Raw genomic sequence first — 20,594 nt, forward strand, 5'->3', positions numbered from 1 at the left:
GAGGGCGCATGGCGGTCTACCTCGACCACGCGGCCACCACGCCAATGCGGCCCGAGGCGATCGAGGCCATGGTCGACGCGATGCGGCTGGTCGGCAATCCCGCCTCGATTCACAGCGCCGGCCAGCAGGCGAAGCGCGTCCTCGAGGAGTCCCGCGAGCGCATCGCCGCGACCCTCGGCGTCGACGGCATCGAGGTCGTCTTCACCGGCAACGGCACCGAGGCCGTCAACCTCGCGATCAAGGGCCTCTGGTGGAGCCGGCAGACATCCGCGCCCGACGGATCGGGCGCGCGGCGCCGCATCCTGGTCCCCGCGGGCGAGCACCACGCCACCGTCGACACGGTCGAGTGGCTGGCGACCCACGAGGGGGCCGTCGTCGACGAGGTGCCGCTCGACGAGGTCGGACGGCTGCGGCTCGACGTGCTCGAGCAGCTGCTCGACGAGCATGCGGCATCCGTCGCCCTCGTCACGATGCTCTGGGCCAACAACGAGGTCGGCACGATCCAGCCCGTCGCCGAGGTCGCGCGCCTGACGGCCGCCGCGGGCGTCCCGCTGCACGTGGACGCGGTGTCCGCGTACGGACAGGTGCCCATCGACGTGCGCGGCCTCCGCCGGGACACGCACGCGCCGCGGGGCGCCGGGCTCGTCGCGCTCAGCGTCTCGGCGCACAAGATCGGCGGACCCACCGGCATCGGCGCGCTCGTGCTCGACCGGTCGGCCGCGCTCGAACCGCTCATCCACGGCGGAGGCCAGCAGCGCAAGGTGCGCTCCGGCACGCAGGACGTCGCCGCGGCCGCGGGGTTCGCCGCCGCAGCCGAGGCCGTGCAGGCATCCCTCGGCGAGGACGCGGCACGCATGGCCGTCCTCCGCGACCGGCTCATCTCGGGCGCGCTCGCCGCAGTGCCCGGCGTGCACCTCTCGGGCGATCGCGCGGCCGAGGGCCGGCTGCCCGGCAACGTGCACCTCTCGTTCGACGGATGCGAGGGCGACTCGCTGCTGTTCCTGCTCGACGCGGCGGGGGTCGCCGTGTCGACCGGTTCGGCGTGCCAGGCCGGCGTTCCGGAGCCCTCGCACGTGCTCATGGCCATGGGGCGCACCGAGGCCGATGCGCGCGGCGCGCTGCGCATCACGCTCGGCCACGACTCGACCGACGCCGACGTCGACGCCTTCCTCGCCGCGCTGCCCGCCGCGCACGCGCAGGCCGCGAAGGCCGGGCTCGCGGCGCGCGCCACGTCGTTCGACCGCTGAGCCGCGCGCAACGCCCACCCGCCTGCCGCGGCCGGCGCCGCCCCGACGCCCGCCACGCGGCATCCGCTCAGGGGCGCCTGCCTACACTGGAGTGGTGAAGGTTCTTGCAGCGATGAGCGGTGGCGTCGACAGCGCCGTCGCAGCCGCGCGCGCCGTCGAGGCGGGGCACGAGGTCGTCGGCGTGCACCTGGCGCTCAGCCGCATGCCCGGCACCCTGCGCACGGGCAGCCGCGGCTGCTGCACCATCGAGGACTCGATGGACGCGCAGCGGGCCGCGAACGTGCTCGGCATCCCGTACTACGTGTGGGACTTCTCGGAGCGCTTCAAGGCCGACGTCGTCGACGACTTCGTGGCCGAGTACTCTGCCGGTCGCACGCCCAATCCGTGCATGCGCTGCAACGAGCGCATCAAGTTCGCCGCGCTGCTCGAGAAGGCGCTCGCCCTCGGGTTCGACGCGGTCGCCACGGGCCACTACGCGAAGATCACGACGGATGCCGCGGGCAACCGCGAGCTGCACCGTGCCAGCGCCGAGGCGAAGGACCAGAGCTACGTGCTCGGCGTGCTCACCGCCGAGCAGCTCGCACACGCCTACTTCCCGCTGGGCGACACGCCCACGAAGGCGCTCGTGCGCGCCGAGGCCGCCGAACGCGGGCTGAGCGTCGCGCAGAAGCCCGACTCGTACGACATCTGCTTCATCCCCGACGGCGACACGAAGGGCTGGCTCGCCGAGCGCGTCGGCACCGCCACGGGCGACATCGTCGACCGCACGGGCGCCGTGGTCGGCACCCACGAGGGCGCGCACGCCTACACGGTGGGCCAGCGCCGGGGCATGCGGCTCGGCACCCCCGCGGCCGACGGCAAGCCGCGCTTCGTGCTCGAGGTGCGCCCGAAGGAGAACACCGTCGTCGTCGGCCCGAAGGAGGCGCTCGCGACCGCGCTCATCGCCGGCTCACGCTTCACGTGGGCCGGGCTCGCCCCCGCGGACCCGTCGATCGAGTTCGCGTGCGAGGTGCAGATCCGCGCGCACGCCGATCCCGTGCCGGCCGTCGCGCAGGTCGTCCCCGACTCCGAGAGCACGCCCGAACTCGTCGTCACGCCCGAAATCCCGCTCGACGGCGTCGCACCCGGGCAGACCGCGGTGATCTACGTCGGCACGCGCGTGCTCGGCCAGTTCACGATCGACCGCACGGTCAGCGCGGTACCCGTCGAGGCGTAGCCGCCCGCCGTTCACCTGGCCCGGCATCCGCCGGCCCGCGTTCGGGTGCCTGCAGACCGAGCTGCGCGTTCGCGTCGGATAGCCGTCGACCGGGCCCGGTGTCAAGGCCCAGCAGTGGCGCCTGCGGCTTCACTAGATTCATCGGACGCCGCTCGACCGAGCGGCGCACCCCGAGGAGGACGACGTGACCACCCCCCGAGTTCCCGAAGAACGAAGCGCCACGCACCCCGCACCCGCCACCGCACCGCACGCACCCGTCGCACCGGCGACCACCGTGATCGAGGAGCGCCCGACCGACGCGCGCACCGCAGACCGGACCGCCGACCGCAGCGCCGACCAGCAGGAGACCGTCGCGTACCCGGCCGTCGAGACGCGTGCGAACGCCGACACCCGCGACGTCGGCACCGCCGGTGCGGGCTCCGTCGACGACCGTGATGCGCGGGCATCCGGCTCCTCCGCGGCCGACGCGCACGATGCCGCCGCGCCCTACGGCGCTGCGGCCCGGCGCGCCGTGGTCGCCCGCCAGCGGGAGGCCTTCGGCGGTGTGAAGCTCGGCTCCGCGCTGTTCGGCTGGCTGACCGCGACCGGCACCGCGGCGATCCTGACCGGAACCGTCGCCGGAGCGAGCACCGCCCTCGGCATCGACACGACGGGCCGGGCGGCCGTGCTCACGGGCGTCCCCTCGGAGAACGTCGGCTGGGTCGCCGTGGCGGTGCTCGCCGCGATCCTCCTCGCGTCGTACTGGTGCGGCGGGTACGTGGCGGCGCGCATGGCGCGGTTCAACGGCGCCGTGCAGGGGCTCGCGGTCTGGGTCTGGGCGCTCGTGATCGCGATCGTCGTGTCGCTCGTGAGCGTCATCATCGGCAGCCAGGTCGACGTGCTCGCCAACGCGAACCTCTACCCCCGCATCCAGATGAGCCCCGAGGAGTTCACGGTCGCCGGGCTCGTGATCGCGGCGATCGTGCTCGTCTCGAGCCTCGCCGGCGCCCTGCTCGGCGGCATGTCGGGCACCCGCTACCACCGCCGCGTGGACCGCGCCGGCTTCGCCGAGGAGGGCTGATCGGCACGATCGACCATCCGCACTCCGGCGAGCTCGCGTGACGCGCGAGCTCGCCGGTGCGCCCGGCGTGGAGACGGAGGCGCCGCAGCCGGTCGCGCGCTTCGCCGCCGGCGCGCCGATCACGCCCGTCTGGTGCAACACCGTGGGCGGGCTGACGTTCCGGGTGGAGCCTCGAGTGGAACTTCGGCGAGGGGCTCGAGCCCGTCTACTTCGAGGCGTACGGCGTCTCGTCCGACCCCGAGCGCATCGCCTACTACCAGGCCCTCTGGGACGCGACCTGACGCCGACGGTCGAACGGTCCGCCGCGGCATCCGCCCGCGTGGAGCACGGTGGCACGGCCGCCGACCCGGCGGCGTCGGATCACGGCCCGCGTCGGAGGTCGCTCATAGGATGATGCTGTGAGCGAGACCCCCGCCGAGACCGACGTGCCCACCGACTTCGCGACGGCCCGTGCCGAAGCCGATGCGCTCACCGCGCGCATCGAGGGCGCGCGGCTCGCCTACTACGGCGACGGCGATTCGCCGCTCTCCGATGCCGAGTACGACGCCGACTTCCACCGGCTCGAGGCGCTCGAGCGCGCGTTCCCCGAGCTCGCGGGGCAAGACAGCCCGACGCAGCAGGTGGGCGCGGCCATCGTCACGGCCGGGTTCCCCGAGCACGAGCACGCCGAACGCATGCTCAGCCTCGACAACGTCTTCTCGATCGAGGAGTTCCGCGAATGGGCCGCGAAGGCCGAGGCCGCGGCCGGGCGTCGGGTGCAATGGCTCAGCGAGCTCAAGATCGACGGGCTGGCGATCAGCCTGGCCTACCGCGGCGGTGTGCTCGAGACCGCGACCACCCGCGGCGACGGGCGCGTCGGCGAGGACATCACCGAGAACGTCGACCTGATCCCGGTGATCCCGCGTCGGCTCGAGGGCTCCGGCTACCCCGACTTCTTCGAGGTGCGTGGCGAGGTGTTCCTGCGAACGACCGATTTCGAGGCGCTCAACGAGCGGCAGCACGAGCTCCAGGCGGCGTTCGAGACCGAGTGGGTCGCGCGGGGGCGCCCGGCCGACGCGATCCCCGCCCGGTACGCCGAGTTCGCGAACGCCCGCAACACCGCGGCCGGCAGTCTCCGCCAGCGGCGCGAGAACAAGAGCGAGACCGACCTCGTGCTCATGCGCGAGCGCCTCGGGCGGCTCTCGCTCTACCTGCACGGCATCGGCGCGTGGGCGCACCCCGACGTGGCGGCCCAGTCCGAGATCTACGGCCTGCTCGCCTCATGGGGGCTGCCGGTGTCGCCGCACTCTCGCGTCTTCGGCAGTGTCGACGAGGTCGCCGACTACATCGCCGATCGAGGCGAGCACCGGCACGACGTCGAGCACGAGATCGACGGCATCGTCGTGAAGATCGACGAGCTCGAGCTGCACGACGAGCTCGGGGCGACGAGCCGCGCCCCGCGCTGGGCGATCGCCTACAAGTACCCGCCCGAAGAGGTGCACACCAAGCTGCTCGACATCGTGGTCGGCGTCGGGCGCACGGGCCGTGCGACCCCCTACGCGGTCATGGAGCCCGTCAAGGTGGCCGGCAGCACGGTGCGGCAGGCCACGCTGCACAACCAGCAGGTCGTGCGGGCGAAGGGCGTGCTCATCGGCGACACGGTCGTGCTGCGCAAGGCCGGCGACGTGATCCCCGAGATCCTCGGCGCGGTCGAGCAGCTGCGCGACGGCACCGAGGTCGAGTGGCACATGCCGGAGCTCTGCCCCGAATGCGGCACCCCGCTCCGGGCCATGAAGGAGGGCGACATCGACCTGCGCTGCCCGAATGCGAAGTCCTGCTCGGCGCAGGTGCGCGGACGCGTCGAGCACATCGGATCACGCGGGGGTCTCGACATCGAGGCGCTCGGCGAGGTCACCGCAGCAGCCCTCACCCAGCCGTCGTTCCCGGCCGACCCGCCGCTCGCGACCGAGGCGCGACTCTTCGACCTCACGCTCGACGAGCTGGTGCCCATCGAGGTCGTCGTGCGCGACGCGGAGACCGGCGAGCCCAAGCTCGACGACGCGACCGGCGAACCGGTCAAGCGCGCGCCCTTCCAGAAGGTTCGCATCACCTACCCGCCCGGCAGCGAGACGATGACGCCCGCCGAGCGCCGCTCCGCCGGCGTGAGGAAGGACCACCGCGAGGTCGGTCCGTCCGAGGCGGCGACCAAGCTCCTCGCCGAACTCGACAAGGCGAAGACGAAGCCGCTGTGGCGCCTCGTCGTCTCGCTGAACATCCGCCATGTCGGCCCCGTCGCCGCCAGGGCGCTCGCCGACTGGTTCGGCTCGCTCGAGAAGATCCGCGCGGCGACGCGCGACGAGCTGGCCGAGGTCGACGGGGTCGGCGGCATCATAGCCGACTCGCTCCTCGAGTGGTTCGAGGTCGACTGGCATCGCGAGATCGTCGACCGGTGGACCGCGGCCGGCGTGCAGTTCGCCACGCCGGGGCATCCCGGGCCGGGCGCCGCCGCGCAAGCCGACGGCGTGCTCGCCGGCCTCACGGTCGTCGCGACCGGGTCGCTCGAGGGGTTCACCCGTGAGGGCGCCCAGGAGGCGATCATCAACGCGGGGGGCAAGGCAGCGTCGAGCGTCTCCAAGAAGACCGATTTCGTCGCGGCCGGCCCCGGAGCGGGCTCGAAGCTCGCGAAGGCCGAAGAACTCGGGCTCCGGGTGCTGAATGCCGCGCAGTTCGCCATACTCGTGACACAGGGGCCCGCCGCGCTCGACGAGTGACGCGCAGGTCGACGACCGGGCAGGAGGGGCCGCAGTCGTGACGGAACGGCAGACGGGGGAGGACATGACCGAAGAGACGCGACCGAGCGCCGGAACGCCCGGACCGGGCGACGCGGCAGAGCCCACGGCGGCGCCCACGTCCGATGGCGCATCGCGTCGGGACTTCCTGAAGCTCGGCGGCGCGGCGGCTGCGGGGGCCGTCGTCGGCGCCGGCGCCGGGGCGTCCGCGGGGCTCGCCGTCGGTCACGCCCGCGGCTTCGCCGAAGGGTCCGACGAGTTCGCCGCGCTGACCCCGCGCGAGCAGGCCGGGTTCGACCACCTCGTCGTCGTCATGGGCGAGAACCGCTCCTTCGACAACCTGCTCGGCTGGCTGTACACCCCCGACGACCTGCCCGATGGACAGAGCTTCGACGGACTCGCCTTCGGCACCTACTCCAACAAGGGACTCGACGGGGCCGAGGTCCCAGCGCACGTCTACGAGGGCACGACCGACGAGATCATGGGCAGGCCCAACCCCGATCCGGGCGAGGAGTATCCGCACGTGAACACGCAGCTCTTCGGCATCGTCGACCCGTCGTCCAACTCCGACGTCGAGGTCGGCGACATGGCTGCGCCCTACAACGCCCCGAAACCCGGCGAGAAGCCGACGATGACGGGCTTCCTCGACGACTACGTCGTCAACTACGAGCGGCTGAAGAAGGGCAAGCTGCCAACGCCAGAGGAGGCCAACCAGATCATGGGGTCGTTCTCGCCCGAGATGCTCCCGGTGCTCTCGACCCTCGCCAGCAACTTCGCCGTGTACGACGCCTGGCACTGCGCAGTCCCGTCGCAGACGTTCTGCAACCGCTCGTTCTTCCACGCGTCGACGTCGCACGGCTTCGTGACGAACAAGCACGACGGCGGCTACGACAAGTGGATCGACGCCGACCCCACCCCGACCGTCTTCAACCGGCTCGAGGAGGCGGGTCTGAGCTGGCGCATCTACTTCGACGAACTCCAGCTCGTCTCGTTCACCGGCGTGCTGCACGCCCCGGTGCTCGAGCGGTACTGGCGCACCGAACGCTTCGCGACCATGGACCGGTTCTACGACGACGTCCGCACCGGAAAGCTCCCCGCATACGCGTTCATCGAGCCGCGCATGGTCTACAACCACAACGACTTCCACCCGCCGTTCGGCAAGCTCCGAGCGTCCGACCTCGACGGCACCGAGATCATCGACAGCGCGGTCTCCGACGTCCGTGCCGGCGAGTTGCTCATCCATCGCATCTACGAGGCCGTGAAGACGAGTGCGAGCCGGAGCGGGTCGAACGCGCTCAACACGCTGCTGCTCATCACCTTCGACGAGCACGGCGGCACGTACGACCACGTGCCGCCGCCGGCCGCCACGCCGCCGCATGAAGACGAGGAGCCCGGTGAGATGGGCTTCACCTTCGACCGGCTCGGATGCCGCGTGCCGGCCATCGCGGTGTCCGCCTACACGCGGGCGGGCACCGTCGTCCACGACGAGATGCATCATGGTTCGGTGATCGCCACGCTCTCGCGCCTGCACGGCCTGAAGCCGTTGACGCGTCGCGACGCCGGGGCGAACAACCTCTTCAACGCCGTCAACCTCGACGCGCCGCGGCATCCGTCGACATGGCCCTCGACGACGCCGCAGTTCCTCCCGCCGAACCCGCAGGCCACGGCGCCGCACCCGGCTCACGCGCACAAGGACAAGCCGCTGAGTCCGCCGGCGCGCGGCCTGCTCGGCATGCTGCTGGCGCGATTCGGGCGGACCGACGAGCCGGAGCCCGAGACCTACGCCGACGCGTACCGGCTGCTGCACAAGTACGGCGACGGCCTCTTCGGAGTGCAGGGGTAGGCCGACGCGCCGCACGGCCCTCCGCCGATAGAATCGAACCATCCCCACCACGAGACGACGGAGCAGCATGTCCGAAATCACTGCGGAGCAGGTCGCGCATCTCGCGAACCTCGCTCGCATCGCGCTCACCGAAGAAGAGATCGCGCACCTCACGACGGAGCTCGGCCATATCATGCAGGCCGTCGAGAAGGTCGGCGAGGTCGCGACCCCCGACGTTCCACCGACCAGCCACCCGATCCCGTTGCAGAACGTGTTCCGTGCCGACGTCGTCGGCGACGACGTGCTGACCGCCGAACAGGCTGTCGCCGGCGCGCCTGCGGCCGACGGCTCGCGGTTCGTCGTCTCGGCGATCCTGGGGGAGGAGCAGTGAGCGACCTCATCCGCCTGACCGCCGCCGAGCTCGGCGAGCGCATCGCCTCGGGCGACGTCTCGTCCGTCGAGGCCACGCGTGCCCACCTCGACCGCATCGCCGCCGTCGACGGCGCCGTGCACGCGTTCCTGCACGTCGACACCGAGGGAGCCCTCTCGGCCGCCGCCGACGTCGACCGTCGCCGTGCCGCGGGTGAGGCGTTCGGCCCCCTGGCGGGCGTGCCCATCGCCGTGAAGGACGTGCTCGTCACCGAGGGCATGCCCTCGACCGCGGGTTCGCGCATCCTCGAGGGGTGGATCCCGCCATACGACGCGACCCCCGTGCGCCTCGTGCGCGAGGCCGGCATGATCCCGCTCGGCAAGACCAACATGGACGAGTTCGCCATGGGCTCCTCCACCGAGCACTCCGCCTACGGGCCGACCCACAACCCGTGGGACCTCGACCGCATCCCCGGCGGTTCGGGCGGCGGCTCCGCGGCATCCGTCGCCGCCTTCGAGGCGCCCCTCGCGCTCGGCAGCGACACCGGCGGGTCGATCCGCCAGCCCGCGCACGTCACCGGCACGGTCGGCGTGAAGCCCACCTACGGTGCCGTGAGCCGATACGGCTCGATCGCCCTCGCCTCCTCGCTCGACCAGATCGGCCCCGTCACGCGCACGGTGCTCGACGCGGCCCTGCTGCAGGACGTGATCGCGGGCCACGACCCGCACGACTCGACCTCGATCCCCGAGGCCTGGCCGTCGATGGCCGACGCCGTGCGGCGAGCGGATGTCGCGGGCGTGCGCATCGGCGTCGTCAAGCAACTCGACTCCGACGGAGTGCAGGCCGGCGTGCGTTCGCGCTTCCACGAGGCGCTCGCGCTCCTCGAGCGCAACGGCGCCGAGATCGTCGAGATCGACGCCCCGAGCTTCGAGCATGCGATCGCCGCGTACTACCTGATCCTCCCGGCCGAGGCCTCCTCCAACCTCGCGAAGTTCGACTCGGTGCGCTTCGGCCTCCGGGTCACGCCCGAGGGCGGCGGCACGGTCGAGCAGGTCATGGCGGCCACGCGCGAGGCGGGCTTCGGCCCCGAGGTCAAGCGACGCATCATCCTCGGCACCTACGCCCTGTCGGCCGGCTACTACGACGCCTACTACGGCAGCGCCCAGAAGGTGCGCACGCTCGTGCAGCGCGACTTCGACGCCGCGTTCGCGAAGGTCGACGTGCTCGCGACGCCGACGGCTCCGACGACCGCGTTCAAGCTCGGCGAGAAGCTCGACGATCCGCTGTCGATGTACCTCAACGACGTGGCGACGATCCCGGCGAACCTCGCCGGCGTTCCCGGCATCTCGCTGCCAGCGGGTCTCGCACCCGAAGACGGCCTGCCCGTCGGCATCCAGTTCCTCGCCCCGGCACGCCAGGACGCGCGCCTCTACAACGTGGGCGGCGCGCTCGAGCGCCTGCTCGAGGCCGAGTGGGGTGCGCCGCTGCTGAGCCGCGCGCCCGACCTGTCTTCTCATGAGATGGCTGCGGCCGAGGAAGGTGCGATCTGATGGCCCGCGCGGCACTCATGGACTTCGACAAGGCGCTCGAGCTCTTCGAGCCGGTCATCGGGCTCGAGGTGCACGTCGAGTTGAACACCACGACGAAGATGTTCTCGTCGGCGCCCAACCCGGCGAACTCCGCCTTCCACGACGCGGCGCCGAACACCCTCATCACCCCCGTCTGCCTCGGCCTGCCAGGGTCGCTGCCGGTCGTGAACGCGCAGGCCATCCGCTCGTCGATCTCACTGGGCCTCGCGCTCGGCTGTGAGATCGCCGCCTCGAGCCGGTTCGCCCGCAAGAACTACTTCTACCCCGACCTCGCGAAGAACTATCAGATCTCGCAGTACGACGAGCCGATCGCCTTCGAGGGATCGGTCGAGGTCGAGCTCGAGAACGGCCGGGTCTTCCAGGTTTCGATCGAGCGCGCCCACATGGAGGAAGACGCGGGCAAGCTGACCCACGTCGGCGGTTCGACCGGCCGCATCCAGGGCGCCGAGTACTCGCTCGTCGACTACAACCGCGCCGGCGTACCGCTCGTCGAGATCGTCACGCGCCCGATCTTCGGTGCCGAGGCGGATGCCCCCGCGCTCGCGCGCGCCTACGTGTCGACCATCCGCGACATCGCGATCTCGCTCGGCATCTCAGAGGCGCGCATGGAGCGAGGGAACCTGCGCTGCGACGCGAACGTCTCGCTGCGCCCGCGCGGACAGGAGAAGCTCGGCACGCGCACCGAGACGAAGAACGTGAACTCGTTCCGCTCGATCGAGCGCGCGGTCCGCTACGAGATCCAGCGACAGGCGGCGATCCTCGCCGACGGCGGCTCGATCACGCAGGAGACCCGTCACTGGCACGAGGACACGGGCACGACGAGCGCCGGTCGTCCCAAGTCCGACGCCGACGACTACCGGTACTTCCCCGAGCCAGACCTGCTCCCGGTCGTGCCGTCGGCCGAGCTCATCGAGGAGCTGCGTGCGGCGCTGCCCGAGGCACCCGCCGCGCGCCGCCGGCGACTGAAGGCCGAGTGGGGCTTCAGCGACGACGAGTTCCAGATCGTGGCGAACTCGGGCATGCTGAACGAGCTGGCCGAGACCGTCGCGGCCGGCGCCACGCCCGCTGCCGCGCGCAAGTGGTGGACGGGTGAGATCGCCCGTCTCGCGAACGCCGCAGACCGCGATGCGACGACCCTGGTGTCGCCGGCCCACGTGGCCGAGCTCGCGGCGCTCGTCGAGGCCGGCACGCTCACCGACCGCCTGGCCCGCCAGGTGCTCGAGGGCGTCGTCGCCGGTGAGGGTTCGCCGCAGCAGATCGTCGACGCCCGCGGCCTCGCCGTCGTCTCCGACGACGGGGCGCTCATCGCGGCGATCGACCAGGCGCTGGCCTCCCAGCCCGACGTGCTGGAGAAGATCCGCGACGGCAAGGTCCAGGCGGCCGGCGCGGTCATCGGTGCGGTCATGAAGGCCATGCAGGGCAAGGCCGACGCCGCGCGCGTGCGCGAACTCGTGCTCGAGCGCGCGACCGCCGAGTAGGCGACCGGCCGGATCCCGACCTTCGGGCGGCACCGACCACGGGTCGGGCGCCGCCCGTCGTCGTCGGTGCCTGCGCCGTCCGCGCCGCGTTCGGAGCGGTCTCGACCGCGGGATCCGAAGCGCGCGTCGCGTCGCGCCGCGCTCACGCGGCAGGGCCGAGCACTCACAGCCTGTTCGAGGCTGGGAATCCTAGGCTGGTCGTCCCCTGAACGATTGGTGAGCACCATGGGTTTCCTGGATCGACTGTTCGGCGCCCCCGACTCCCGTCCCGCCCAGCCGGCGCGGCCGATTCCGTCGGCGCGGCCGTTTCCGCAGGGGCCGCCGTTTCCGCAGGCGCGGCCGCAGTCCGAAGACGAGCGCGCGATCGAGCGCTACCGCTACCTGCTGCGCACGGCGCCGCCCGAGTCGATCGAGGCCGTGCATGCCGAGGCGTTCGCGAAGCTGACACCCGAGCAGCGCGCGCAGGTCTACCGGGCACTGGCCGAGCAGGCGCCGCCGGGCGAGCGGCTCATGTCCGACGACCCGTCGTCGTTGGCCCGTGCCGCGACGCGCGCCGAGCTGCGTGCGCCGGGCACCATGGAGCGAACCTTCCGGGCGACGGATGCCGCGAACGGCCGTCCGGGCTTCGGCGGCCCGTCGTTCGGCACGGTCATGGGCGGTTCGATGCTCGGAACGGTCGTGGGCGTCGTGATGGGGTCGATGATCGCGCAGTCGTTCCTGCCCGGTCCCGACTTCGGCGGCGGCGTCGGCGATTCCGGCACGGCGGCCGACGCGTCGGGCGGTGACGTCGGAGGCGGGGACTTCGGAGGCGGGGACTTCGGAGGCGACTTCGGCTTCTGAGCCCGAGTCGGCGCATGACGGTGGCTGCGGGTAGGGTCGCCACGTGAGCAAGCAGGACGGCTCGTCGAGGCAGGTCACCACGGGGCCGGTCGACGATTCGGCGACCCCGATCCTGCATGTCGACATGGACGCGTTCTTCGTGTCGGTCGAGCTGCTCTCCAGGCCCGAGCTGCGTGGCAAGCCGGTCCTCGTGGGCGGTACTGCGGGCCGTGGCGTGGTCGCCGCGGCGAGCTACGAGGCCAGGCGCTACGGCGTGAACTCCGCCATGCCGATGTCGGTCGCGCTGCAGCGCTGCCCGAACGCGATCGTGCTGCGGGGCGACTACCCGTCCTATTCGAGGTACTCCAAGCGGGTCATGGAGATCTTCGGGCAGATCACCCCGCTCGTCGAACCGCTCTCGATCGACGAGGCGTTCCTCGACGTGTCGGGCGCCCGGCGCCTGCACGGCACGCCGGCCGAGATCGCGTGGACCATCCGCGAGCGGGTGCAGGCCGAGACCGGCCTCACATGCTCCATCGGGGTCGCCGCGACGAAGTACGTCGCGAAGGTGGCCTCCGGGCGTGCGAAGCCCGACGGCATGCTCGTGGTCCCCGCCGACGAGACGGTCGCGTTCCTGCATCCGTTGCCGGTGTCGGCGCTGTGGGGCGTCGGCCGGGTCACCGAGGAGTCGCTGCTGCGACTCGGTCTCCGCACGGTCGGCGACGTCGCGGCCACGCCGCCCGACGCGCTCGAGCGCGCGGTCGGCCCGTCGCTCGCGGCGCGGCTCACGCACCTCGCTCGCGGCGAGGATCCGCGCACGGTGCACACTTCCCGCGTCGAGAAGAGCATCGGGCACGAGCAGACCTTCGGGCACGACCTCGTCGATCCCGTCGAGATCCGCCGCGAGCTGCTGCAGCTCTCGGGCAACGTCGCGGTGCGCCTGCGCAAGGCCGGACTCGTCGCGCGAACGGTCTCGCTCAAGCTCCGATACGGCGACTTCCGCACCCTCACGCGGTCGCGCACCCTCGGGGAGCCGACGGATGTCGCGCGCCGCATCTACGACGAGGCGACGGAGGCGCTCGGCGGGCTCATCGGCGACGGCCAGCGCGTGCGGCTGATCGGCGTGCGCGCCGAGAACCTGCGCGAATCCGGATCGGGTGCGATGCTCTGGGATCCCGACGAGGAGTGGCGCGACGCCGAGCGCACGATCGATCAGGTCTCGGCGAAGTTCGGCCGGGGCGCGCTGCGTCCGGCGTCGCTCGTGCAGCGCGAGCGTGGTCGGCAGCGCGACGTGCGCCCTGCGTCCGACGGCGACCGCGATGGCCGGTCGATCGCCGAGCGCACGGGCACGAGCCGCGATGACGGCGACGGCGACACGCCATTCGATCCGACGGCCGCCGGGTGGGGCTGGTAGCCGCGCCGCCGCACCGGTAGCGTGGCCGTCATGGCTGAACTCGTGCTCGACCTTGCAGAGACCGTCTCCGGCGTCGGAGTGAAGACCTCCTACGGCGAGACGGTCGACATCGACGGCACCAAGCTCGTGCCCGTCGCACTCGGCTACTACGGCTTCGGCGCAGGCAGCGGCAGCGGCGGCTCGACCACCGACCTCCAGGGCAGTGGCGGCGGGGGCGCCGGGCTCTCCGTTCCGCTCGGCGCGTACGTCGGCGAGGCCGGGAGGGTGAGGTTCGAACCGAACGTCATCGGTCTCGTCCTCGTTGCGACGCCCTTCATCTTCGTGGTCGGACACGCGCTCAAGTCGGTGATCCGCGCGCTCAAGCGCTGACCGGGCACGTTCGCCGGCACGTCGTCGCGGGCGAGCGGGACCTCGATCGTCCGGCTGCTCGCGGCGCGCGAGCGCGCGGTGAACCGTGCGTGTACGCTGGTGCACGAACACGGGAGTCCGGTGAGCCGGGCTGAGAGGAAGGTTCTCAACCTTCGACCGTCGAACCTGATCTGGATCATGCCAGCGCAGGGAGGCATCCACATCTCAACAATCCCGTGCCGCTTTCCTTCGAACGAAAGGGCACGCCAGTGCACACGTCCACCAACCCGGCCCCCGCCGCCGCGGCATCCGGAACCTCCGTCACGTCGTCGCACCGCTTCCGCTGGCGCGTCGTCGACATCGTCGTGGCGAGCGTCATCGGCGTCGCCGTCGGCGTCATCTTCTGGGCATGGGGCGTCGTGTGGGGGCCGATCTCGGCGCCGATCGAGGCCCTGCTGCCGGGGCTGCAGGCAGCTCCCGCGGCCGTCTGGGTCATCGCGGGCGTGCTCGGCGGGCTCGTGATCCGCAAGCCGGGCGCCGCGCTCTACACCGAGCTCGTCGCCGCGGTGGTGTCCGCGCTCATCGGCAGCCAGTGGGGCGGGCTGCTCACGATCGAGTCCGGTCTCGTGCAGGGACTCGGGGCCGAGCTCGTCTTCGCGATCTTCCTCTACCGCAACTGGCGGTTCCCGGTCGCGCTGCTCGCGGGCGCCGGTGCCGGCCTCGCGATGGCGATCAACGACCTCGTGCTCTACTACGCCGGCGCAGCGCCGCTGTTCGCGACGATCTACACGATCTCGGCGGTCCTGGGCGGCGCGTTCATCGCGGGCGGGCTCTCGTGGCTCGCCGTGCGCGGGCTCGCGCGGGCCGGGGCGCTCGACCGGTTCGCCGCCGGACGCGAGCTGCGGGCGGTCTAGCCGCCGTGGGCGACGAGACGCTCGCGCCGGCCGCGTCCGTTCGGGCTCGCGGGTGGGGGTGGCGGCACGGCGGTCGTCGCAACCCGGCCGTGCAGCACGTCGACCTCGACATCCGCCCCGGCGAACGCGTGCTGCTGCTCGGCGCATCGGGCGCCGGCAAGTCCACGTTGCTGCACGGCCTGGCCGGCGTGCTCGGCGGCGACGACGACGGCGAGGCGCTCGGCGAGCTGCTCGTCGACGGCCGTCATCCGGCCGCGACGCGCGGCCGAGCCGGGCTCGTGCTGCAGGATCCCGACGCGCAGGTGGTCATGGCGCGGGTCGGCGACGATGTCGCGTTCGGGCTCGAGAACCTCGGAGTCGTGCGCGACGAGATCTGGCCGAGGGTTCGCGCCGCGCTGGACGCAGTCGGCCTGCACCTTCCGCTCGACCACGCCACGGCCGAGCTCTCCGGCGGGCAGCGGCAACGGCTCGCCCTCGCCGGCGTGCTCGCGATGCGGCCCGGGTTGATCCTGCTCGACGAGCCGACGGCGAACCTCGACCCCGACGGCGTCCGCGAGGTGCGCGACGCCGTGGCCGCGGTCGCCTCGGGGTCGGGGGCGACGCTCGTCGTCGTCGAGCACCGCATCTCGACGTGGCTTCCCGTCGTCGATCGGGTCATCGTGCTCGGCGCCGCGGGCGGCGTGCTCGCCGACGGGCGTGCCTCCGACGTGCTCGCCGAGCGAGCCGACGATCTCCGGTCCGCCGGGGTCTGGCTGCCCGACGAGGTGCCCTGGCGCGCACCCGCGCCGGCGGGCGGGCCGCGACATCCGCTGCTCGAGGCCGGTTCGCTCGACATCGGGCGCGCCACCGGCGTTCCGGTGCAGGTCGGCATCGACCTGCACGTCGACGCCGGGCGGGTCCTCGCGATCGCCGGGCCCAACGGCGTCGGCAAGTCGACCCTCGCGCTGACCCTCGCGGGCCTGCTGCCCCCCCTGGGCGGGCGGCTCGAGGCATCCGATCTCCTGAGCCGCGGCCTGCGCGCCGAACCCGGGCTCTGGCGCTCGCGTGACCTCCTCACGCGCATCGGCACGGTCTTCCAGAGCCCTGAGCACCAGTTCCTGACCGGGTCGGTCCGTGCCGAGCTCGAGGTCGGCCCGCGCGCCCTGAAGCTCGGTGAACGAGAGCGACGCGACCGCGTCGACGAGCTCCTCGACGTGCTGCGGCTCGACCACCTCGCCGGCGCGAATCCGTTCACGCTGAGCGGCGGTGAGAAGCGGCGGCTCTCGGTCGCCACCGCGATCGCCACGCGACCGCGCCTGCTCGTGCTCGACGAGCCGACCTTCGGGCAGGACGCCACGACCTGGCGGGAACTCGCGAAGCTCCTCGTCGGGCTGCGCGACGACGGGGTCGCGCTCGTCGCCGTGACGCATGACGAGGTCTTCGTCGACGCCATCGCCGACGACCGGTTCGAGCTGCGCCCGCAGCTGAACGGGCCGAAGCACGATGCGCCGGGCGCGTCGGGGTCGGCCCCGCCGGTCGGGTCGGATGCCCCCGCACGTCGAGGAGGTGCCCGACGATGAGCATCGCGAGCGTCCGGCCCGGACTTCCCCTCGCGACGGTGAATCCGGTCGCGAAGGTCGCGGCCACGGTGCCGCTCAGCATCGTGCTCATCCTCACCCTCGACGTCGTGTCGGCGACGGTCGCGATCGTCTGCGAGCTGCTCGTGTTCACGCTCGTCGGGCTCGGCAGCCTGCTCTGGTCGCCCAGAACACTGCCCGTGTGGATCGCGGCGCCGCTCACCGGCCTCAGCATGGTGCTCTACGGCGCGCCGTCCGGCGAGACCCTCTGGGACTTCGGCCTCATCCACGTCACCGAGGGCTCCGTGCAGATCGGGCTCGCCACGACGGCCCGCGTGATCGCGATCGCGTTGCCCGCCGTCGTGCTCTTCCTCACGATCGATCCCACCGACTTCGCCGACGGACTGGCCCAGACGTTGCGCCTGCCTGCGCGGTTCGTGCTCGGGGCGCTGGCCGCGCTCCGCCTGGTCGGGTCGTCGATCGACGACTGGCGCACGCTGAACCTGGCCAGGCGAGCCAGGGGCATCGCCGATCGCGGGGTGCTCATCCGCTTCCTCGGGCAGGCGTTCGCGATGCTCGTGCTCTCGATCCGCCGTGGCAGCACCCTCGCGACCGCGATGGAGGCGCGCGGCTTCGGCGCCGATGTCGAGCGCACCTGGGCCCGGCCCGCGCACTTCGGGGGCATCGAATGGCTGGTGATCGCGGTCGGATGCCTCGTCGCGGCGTTGTCGGCGACGATCGCCGTCGCGACGGGAAGCTGGAATGTCGTCTGGTCGTGATCCGGCCGGCGCGGAACGACGCGTGCCCGACGCGGCGCTGCGGGCCGTGCGTGCGGCGGTCCGCGGCATCCGGCGACCGCTCGTGCTCATCGACGGGCCGAGCGGGGCGGGCAAGTCGACCTTCGCCGACCTGCTCGTCGCCGGCTGGTCGGGCTGCGCGCCCGACGTGGTGCGCCTCGACGACGTGTACCCGGGGTGGCACGGTCTCGACCGGGCGGTGCTCGACCTCGAACGAGAGCTCGTGCGACCGTGGCTGCGCGCGACCGTCGGGCGCCGGCGGGGATGGGACTGGGAGGCGAACCGCCCGGAAGGGTTCCATCCGCTGCGGCCTGGCAACGCACTCGTGATCGAGGGCTGCGGCGCGCATGGCACCGCGCCCGGCGTGTCATCGGCCGTGCGCGTCTGGGTGGACGCACTCGTCGAGGAGCGCCGCGTCCGTGCGCTGACGAGGGACGCCGGCGCGTTCGACGCCTACTGGGACCTCTGGGACGCGCAGTGGCGCAGGTACGAGCGCCGGTTGCGCGGGACATCCGAACGCGTGCTCACGGTCCGGATGCGCTGACGTCGGGTCGCCCAGATGAGAGGCTGCGGTCGTCACTCGCGCGTAGGCACCGCGTCGCGGCGCTCGGCGGGTCAGCGGCCCTGAGACTCGACGAAGGCGCCGATCACCGCGAACGGATGGGTGAGCCGCCAGATCGGACCGGGATCGCGGATCTCCTTCGACAGCCGGAGCGGTGACGACACGGCGTCGCCGCCCGTCGAGACGGTCACCCGTCCGACGTCGCGCGCGTCGGACGAGGTGGTGAACGGATCGACGGCGACGCTCGCATCGTCGATCGACGCCCCCCACGGGGACTCCGAACGGCTCACCGTGGCGACGACATCGGAGGAGGCGCCCCACGCCGAGGACGCCGTCGCGTAGGCCGTGCCCTCGGCGATGACGGTCACGGGCGCGGCGGCCGCGTTGACCGAGGCCACGGATGCCGCCACGGCGGGGTCGAGCGTCTCGTAGTCGGGCATCAGCAGCATCACGCCGATGACGCGGCGCGGTTCGGCGGCCCCGTCGACGCGGACCTCGGTGCTGAAGACGGACGACAGCCCGGCCTGGTCTGTGTAGCTGCGCGTGATCTCGCGCACGCCGTCGTCGCCAGCGCGGTCGACGAGATCGGGCGCCGCATGAGCGCCGAGGACGGTCTTGTCCGGCTGTTCGAGCATGGCGGCCAGGCTCGGATTCGCGAGCACCAGCGCCGTGAGCTCGGCGAGCTCTTCGGCGCTGCCCACGTTCTCACTCGACAGGCCCGTGGCATCGGCGACCCGGATCGTGCCGAAGCCCTGCTCGGCGAGCCAGGCGTTGGCGCCCGCCACGTAGGCGTCGACGGATCCGAACGCCCAGCGCGCGAGCGTGTCGGCGTGGTTGTTGCTCGAGGTCAGCAGGATCGCCCTGGCGACGTCGCGTTCCGACCAGGAATCGCCGGGGGAGACCTGCACCGCGCGCGAGCCCTCGGACTCGTACCGCAGGTAGTCGGTGTAGTCGGCGGGGCCGATCTTGATCATCGGGCCCTCGCCCTCGCCCGGGGCGGGCAACGGCAGCGAATCGAGGGTCGCCAGCAGCGTCACGAGCTTCGCCGCACCGCCCATCGGCACCGCACCGCTCTCGCCCGCGGTCGCGAGCACGGTCGTCGCGTCCTCGCCGACCACGGCCAGCGCGCTCGCGCCGGCCTCTGGCAGGGCGAGCGGCGTCGACTGGGGGAGGGTCGCCGCGCCGGCGACCGTCTGGACGGAGACCTCGGGAAGCGGGCCGAGCAGCATCGCGGGGGCGTAGACGCAGATACCGAGGATCGCGATCGCACCGACGACGATGCCGAGCGCGCGAGCGGGGGAACTCATGGATTCAGCGTACTGGCGCCGACGTCACGCCCAGCCCAACTCATGCAGCCGGTCGTCGTCGATGCCGTAGAAATGCGCGATCTCGTGCACGAGCGTGACGTGGATCTCGTCGCGGAGTTCGTCTTCGTCATCGCAGATCGCGAGCAGCGGTTCGCGGTACAGGATGATGCGGTCGGGCATCTCGCCGAGCCCGTAGCGGTCGCGCTCGGTGAGTGCGTAGCCGTCGTAGAGGCCGAGCAGGTCGAGCGACCCGTCTTCCGGGCGGTCCTCGACGACGAACACGACGTTCTCGAGGCCGTCGATCATCTCGTCGGGAAGTTCATCGAGCTCGTCGACCACGAGCGCCTCGAAGGCTTCGGCATCGAGCTGCACAGACGACTCCGATCGAGACGCGATCCGCTGGAGCTGGGCCGCGCGACATGTGCGGCCGAAGGATATTGGGGTGAGTAACGGGGCTTGAACCCGCGACCTCCTGGACCACAACCAGGCGCTCTACCAACTGAGCTATACCCACCATGAACCCGACCGCTGAGCGATCAGGCAACTCGACGAGCTTACTACACCTTTGCGTCGAACTCGTTCACGACGGCCTCGGCGATGTCGTGGAGTTCGGCACTCGTGGGGCCGGGGTCGGCGACGAAGACGGCGCGACGGTAGTAGCGCAGCTCGCGGATCGACTCGAGGATGTCGGCGAGGGCGCGATGACCGCCGTTCTTCGCGGGCGACTGGAAGTACGCGCGCGGGTACCAGCGGCGGGCGAGCTCCTTGATCGAGGAGACGTCGACGTTGCGGTAGTGCAGGTGTCCGTCGAGGCGCGGCATGTACTTCGCGAGGAACGCGCGGTCGGTGCCGATGGAGTTTCCCGCGAGCGGGGCCTTCTGCTCCTCGGGGACGTGCTTGAGCACGTACTCGAGCACCTGGTACTCGGCGTCGGCGACGGTCACGCCGTTCGGGATCTCCTCGATCAGACCCGACTCGGTGTGCATGGTGCGCACGAAGTCGCCCATGTTCTCGAGCGCGCTCGCGTCGGGGCGGATCACGATGTCGAGCCCCTCGTCGACGGGGTTGAGGTCGTAATCGGTGATCACGACGGCGATCTCGACGAGCTCGTCGACCTCGAGGTCGAGGCCGGTCATCTCGCAGTCGATCCAGACCAGTCGGTCGCTCGCTGTTGCCATGCCCGCGAGTCTACCGGTGCGCTCCGACACGGCGGATGTCGCACCGTGCCGGACGCGCCCGGTGCCCTTTCTTCGGTGCCCCCGGCAGGAATCGAACCTGCGACCGTCAGATTAGAAGGCTGCTGCTCTATCCGCTGAGCTACGGGGGC

The 20,594-nt window shown here is 71.9% G+C and carries 18 protein-coding genes, 2 tRNA genes and 1 riboswitch; of the genes, 15 read left to right on the forward strand and 5 right to left on the reverse strand.

All coding sequences use genetic code 11. The features are described from left to right. The first annotated feature begins 8 nt into the window (after positions 1-8). From ABIC29_RS07230 to ABIC29_RS07300, 15 genes are all read left to right on the forward strand, one after another. A complete protein-coding gene (locus ABIC29_RS07230) occupies positions 9-1,247 on the forward strand; it encodes a cysteine desulfurase family protein (protein WP_116081514.1) in 1,239 nt (412 codons plus the stop codon). Between the two features lie 94 nt (positions 1,248-1,341). Next, on the forward strand, positions 1,342-2,463 hold the full coding sequence (gene mnmA, locus ABIC29_RS07235; RefSeq protein ID WP_354243951.1) for a tRNA 2-thiouridine(34) synthase MnmA: 1,122 nt from the start codon (positions 1,342-1,344) through the stop codon (positions 2,461-2,463). A gap of 184 nt (positions 2,464-2,647) precedes the next feature. Further along, positions 2,648-3,523, forward strand: coding sequence for a hypothetical protein (locus ABIC29_RS07240; protein WP_147309161.1), 876 nt, complete (start codon positions 2,648-2,650; stop codon positions 3,521-3,523). Between the two features lie 398 nt (positions 3,524-3,921). Beyond that, positions 3,922-6,273 carry an NAD-dependent DNA ligase LigA gene (ligA, locus tag ABIC29_RS07245; RefSeq protein ID WP_354243954.1) on the forward strand — a complete coding sequence of 784 codons (2,352 nt, stop codon included), beginning with the start codon at positions 3,922-3,924 and terminating at the stop codon, positions 6,271-6,273. Positions 6,274-6,337: 64 nt separating this feature from the next. Beyond that, positions 6,338-8,134 (forward strand): alkaline phosphatase family protein, encoded by a 1,797-nt coding sequence (locus ABIC29_RS07250; protein WP_116081517.1) that lies wholly within the window; start codon positions 6,338-6,340, stop codon positions 8,132-8,134. Positions 8,135-8,201: 67 nt separating this feature from the next. Beyond that, positions 8,202-8,504 carry an Asp-tRNA(Asn)/Glu-tRNA(Gln) amidotransferase subunit GatC gene (gene gatC, locus ABIC29_RS07255; RefSeq protein WP_354243957.1) on the forward strand — a complete coding sequence of 101 codons (303 nt, stop codon included), beginning with the start codon at positions 8,202-8,204 and terminating at the stop codon, positions 8,502-8,504. Continuing rightward, positions 8,501-10,033 carry an Asp-tRNA(Asn)/Glu-tRNA(Gln) amidotransferase subunit GatA gene (gene gatA / locus ABIC29_RS07260; RefSeq protein ID WP_116081519.1) on the forward strand — a complete coding sequence of 511 codons (1,533 nt, stop codon included), beginning with the start codon at positions 8,501-8,503 and terminating at the stop codon, positions 10,031-10,033. Before gatC ends, gatA begins: the two co-directional genes overlap by 4 nt. Continuing rightward, entirely contained in the window at positions 10,033-11,550 is a 1,518-nt protein-coding gene (gene gatB, locus ABIC29_RS07265) for an Asp-tRNA(Asn)/Glu-tRNA(Gln) amidotransferase subunit GatB (RefSeq protein ID WP_354243960.1), read from the forward strand. Before gatA ends, gatB begins: the two co-directional genes overlap by 1 nt. Before the next feature lie 225 nt (positions 11,551-11,775). Next, complete coding sequence (locus ABIC29_RS07270) at positions 11,776-12,390, forward strand: hypothetical protein (protein WP_116081521.1); 615 nt, start codon at positions 11,776-11,778, stop codon at positions 12,388-12,390. A 43-nt stretch (positions 12,391-12,433) separates the two neighbouring features. Then, the gene (locus ABIC29_RS07275) at positions 12,434-13,783 is read left to right on the forward strand and encodes a DNA polymerase IV (RefSeq protein WP_354243962.1); all 1,350 of its coding nucleotides are present in this window, start codon (positions 12,434-12,436) and stop codon (positions 13,781-13,783) included. Between the two features lie 30 nt (positions 13,784-13,813). Then, positions 13,814-14,152, forward strand: a complete 339-nt coding sequence (locus ABIC29_RS07280) for a hypothetical protein (protein WP_116081523.1) — start codon at positions 13,814-13,816, stop codon at positions 14,150-14,152. A gap of 108 nt (positions 14,153-14,260) precedes the next feature. Continuing rightward, positions 14,261-14,361: riboswitch (TPP riboswitch) on the forward strand. Positions 14,362-14,400: 39 nt separating this feature from the next. Further along, positions 14,401-15,045 carry an ECF transporter S component gene (locus tag ABIC29_RS07285; protein WP_116081524.1) on the forward strand — a complete coding sequence of 215 codons (645 nt, stop codon included), beginning with the start codon at positions 14,401-14,403 and terminating at the stop codon, positions 15,043-15,045. Between the two features lie 5 nt (positions 15,046-15,050). Then, positions 15,051-16,604: an ABC transporter ATP-binding protein gene (locus tag ABIC29_RS07290; protein WP_354243965.1), complete on the forward strand. Its 1,554-nt coding sequence runs from the start codon at positions 15,051-15,053 to the stop codon at positions 16,602-16,604. Then, positions 16,601-17,380, forward strand: a complete 780-nt coding sequence (locus tag ABIC29_RS07295; protein WP_116081525.1) for an energy-coupling factor transporter transmembrane component T family protein — start codon at positions 16,601-16,603, stop codon at positions 17,378-17,380. The genes ABIC29_RS07290 and ABIC29_RS07295 overlap by 4 nt, the downstream gene beginning before the upstream one ends. A gap of 22 nt (positions 17,381-17,402) precedes the next feature. Continuing rightward, positions 17,403-17,942, forward strand: coding sequence for a nucleoside/nucleotide kinase family protein (locus ABIC29_RS07300; RefSeq protein ID WP_116081526.1), 540 nt, complete (start codon positions 17,403-17,405; stop codon positions 17,940-17,942). A gap of 71 nt (positions 17,943-18,013) precedes the next feature. On the opposite strand, the gene ABIC29_RS07305 is transcribed toward ABIC29_RS07300, so the two are convergent. The 5 genes from ABIC29_RS07305 to ABIC29_RS07325 all read right to left on the reverse strand — a co-directional run bounded on the left by ABIC29_RS07305 (position 18,014) and on the right by ABIC29_RS07325 (position 20,594). Beyond that, entirely contained in the window at positions 18,014-19,267 is a 1,254-nt protein-coding gene (locus ABIC29_RS07305) for a D-alanyl-D-alanine carboxypeptidase family protein (protein WP_116081527.1), read from the reverse strand. A gap of 24 nt (positions 19,268-19,291) precedes the next feature. After that, positions 19,292-19,639 carry a metallopeptidase family protein gene (locus tag ABIC29_RS07310; RefSeq protein ID WP_354243970.1) on the reverse strand — a complete coding sequence of 116 codons (348 nt, stop codon included), beginning with the start codon at positions 19,637-19,639 and terminating at the stop codon, positions 19,292-19,294. A 66-nt stretch (positions 19,640-19,705) separates the two neighbouring features. Further along, positions 19,706-19,781: transfer RNA gene (locus tag ABIC29_RS07315), tRNA-His, on the reverse strand. Positions 19,782-19,824: 43 nt separating this feature from the next. Then, the gene (orn, locus tag ABIC29_RS07320) at positions 19,825-20,445 is read right to left on the reverse strand and encodes an oligoribonuclease (protein ID WP_354243973.1); all 621 of its coding nucleotides are present in this window, start codon (positions 20,443-20,445) and stop codon (positions 19,825-19,827) included. 76 nt (positions 20,446-20,521) lie between these two features. Beyond that, a tRNA-Arg gene (locus tag ABIC29_RS07325) sits at positions 20,522-20,594 on the reverse strand.

Origin of the sequence: Agromyces sp. PvR057 (genome assembly GCF_040547485.1) — a bacterium.
Lineage (GTDB): Bacteria > Actinomycetota > Actinomycetes > Actinomycetales > Microbacteriaceae > Agromyces.

Coding starts and splice junctions, on each gene's coding strand:
- ABIC29_RS07230 (WP_116081514.1), top strand. CDS start 9: ATGGCGGTCTACCTCGACCACGCGGCCACCACGCCAATGCGGCCCGAG.
- ABIC29_RS07250 (WP_116081517.1), top strand. CDS start 6,338: ATGACCGAAGAGACGCGACCGAGCGCCGGAACGCCCGGACCGGGCGAC.
- gatC (WP_354243957.1), top strand. CDS start 8,202: ATGTCCGAAATCACTGCGGAGCAGGTCGCGCATCTCGCGAACCTCGCT.
- gatB (WP_354243960.1), top strand. CDS start 10,033: ATGGCCCGCGCGGCACTCATGGACTTCGACAAGGCGCTCGAGCTCTTC.
- ABIC29_RS07270 (WP_116081521.1), top strand. CDS start 11,776: ATGGGTTTCCTGGATCGACTGTTCGGCGCCCCCGACTCCCGTCCCGCC.
- ABIC29_RS07280 (WP_116081523.1), top strand. CDS start 13,814: ATGGCTGAACTCGTGCTCGACCTTGCAGAGACCGTCTCCGGCGTCGGA.
- ABIC29_RS07295 (WP_116081525.1), top strand. CDS start 16,601: ATGAGCATCGCGAGCGTCCGGCCCGGACTTCCCCTCGCGACGGTGAAT.
- ABIC29_RS07305 (WP_116081527.1), bottom strand. CDS start 19,267: ATGAGTTCCCCCGCTCGCGCGCTCGGCATCGTCGTCGGTGCGATCGCG.
- orn (WP_354243973.1), bottom strand. CDS start 20,445: ATGGCAACAGCGAGCGACCGACTGGTCTGGATCGACTGCGAGATGACC.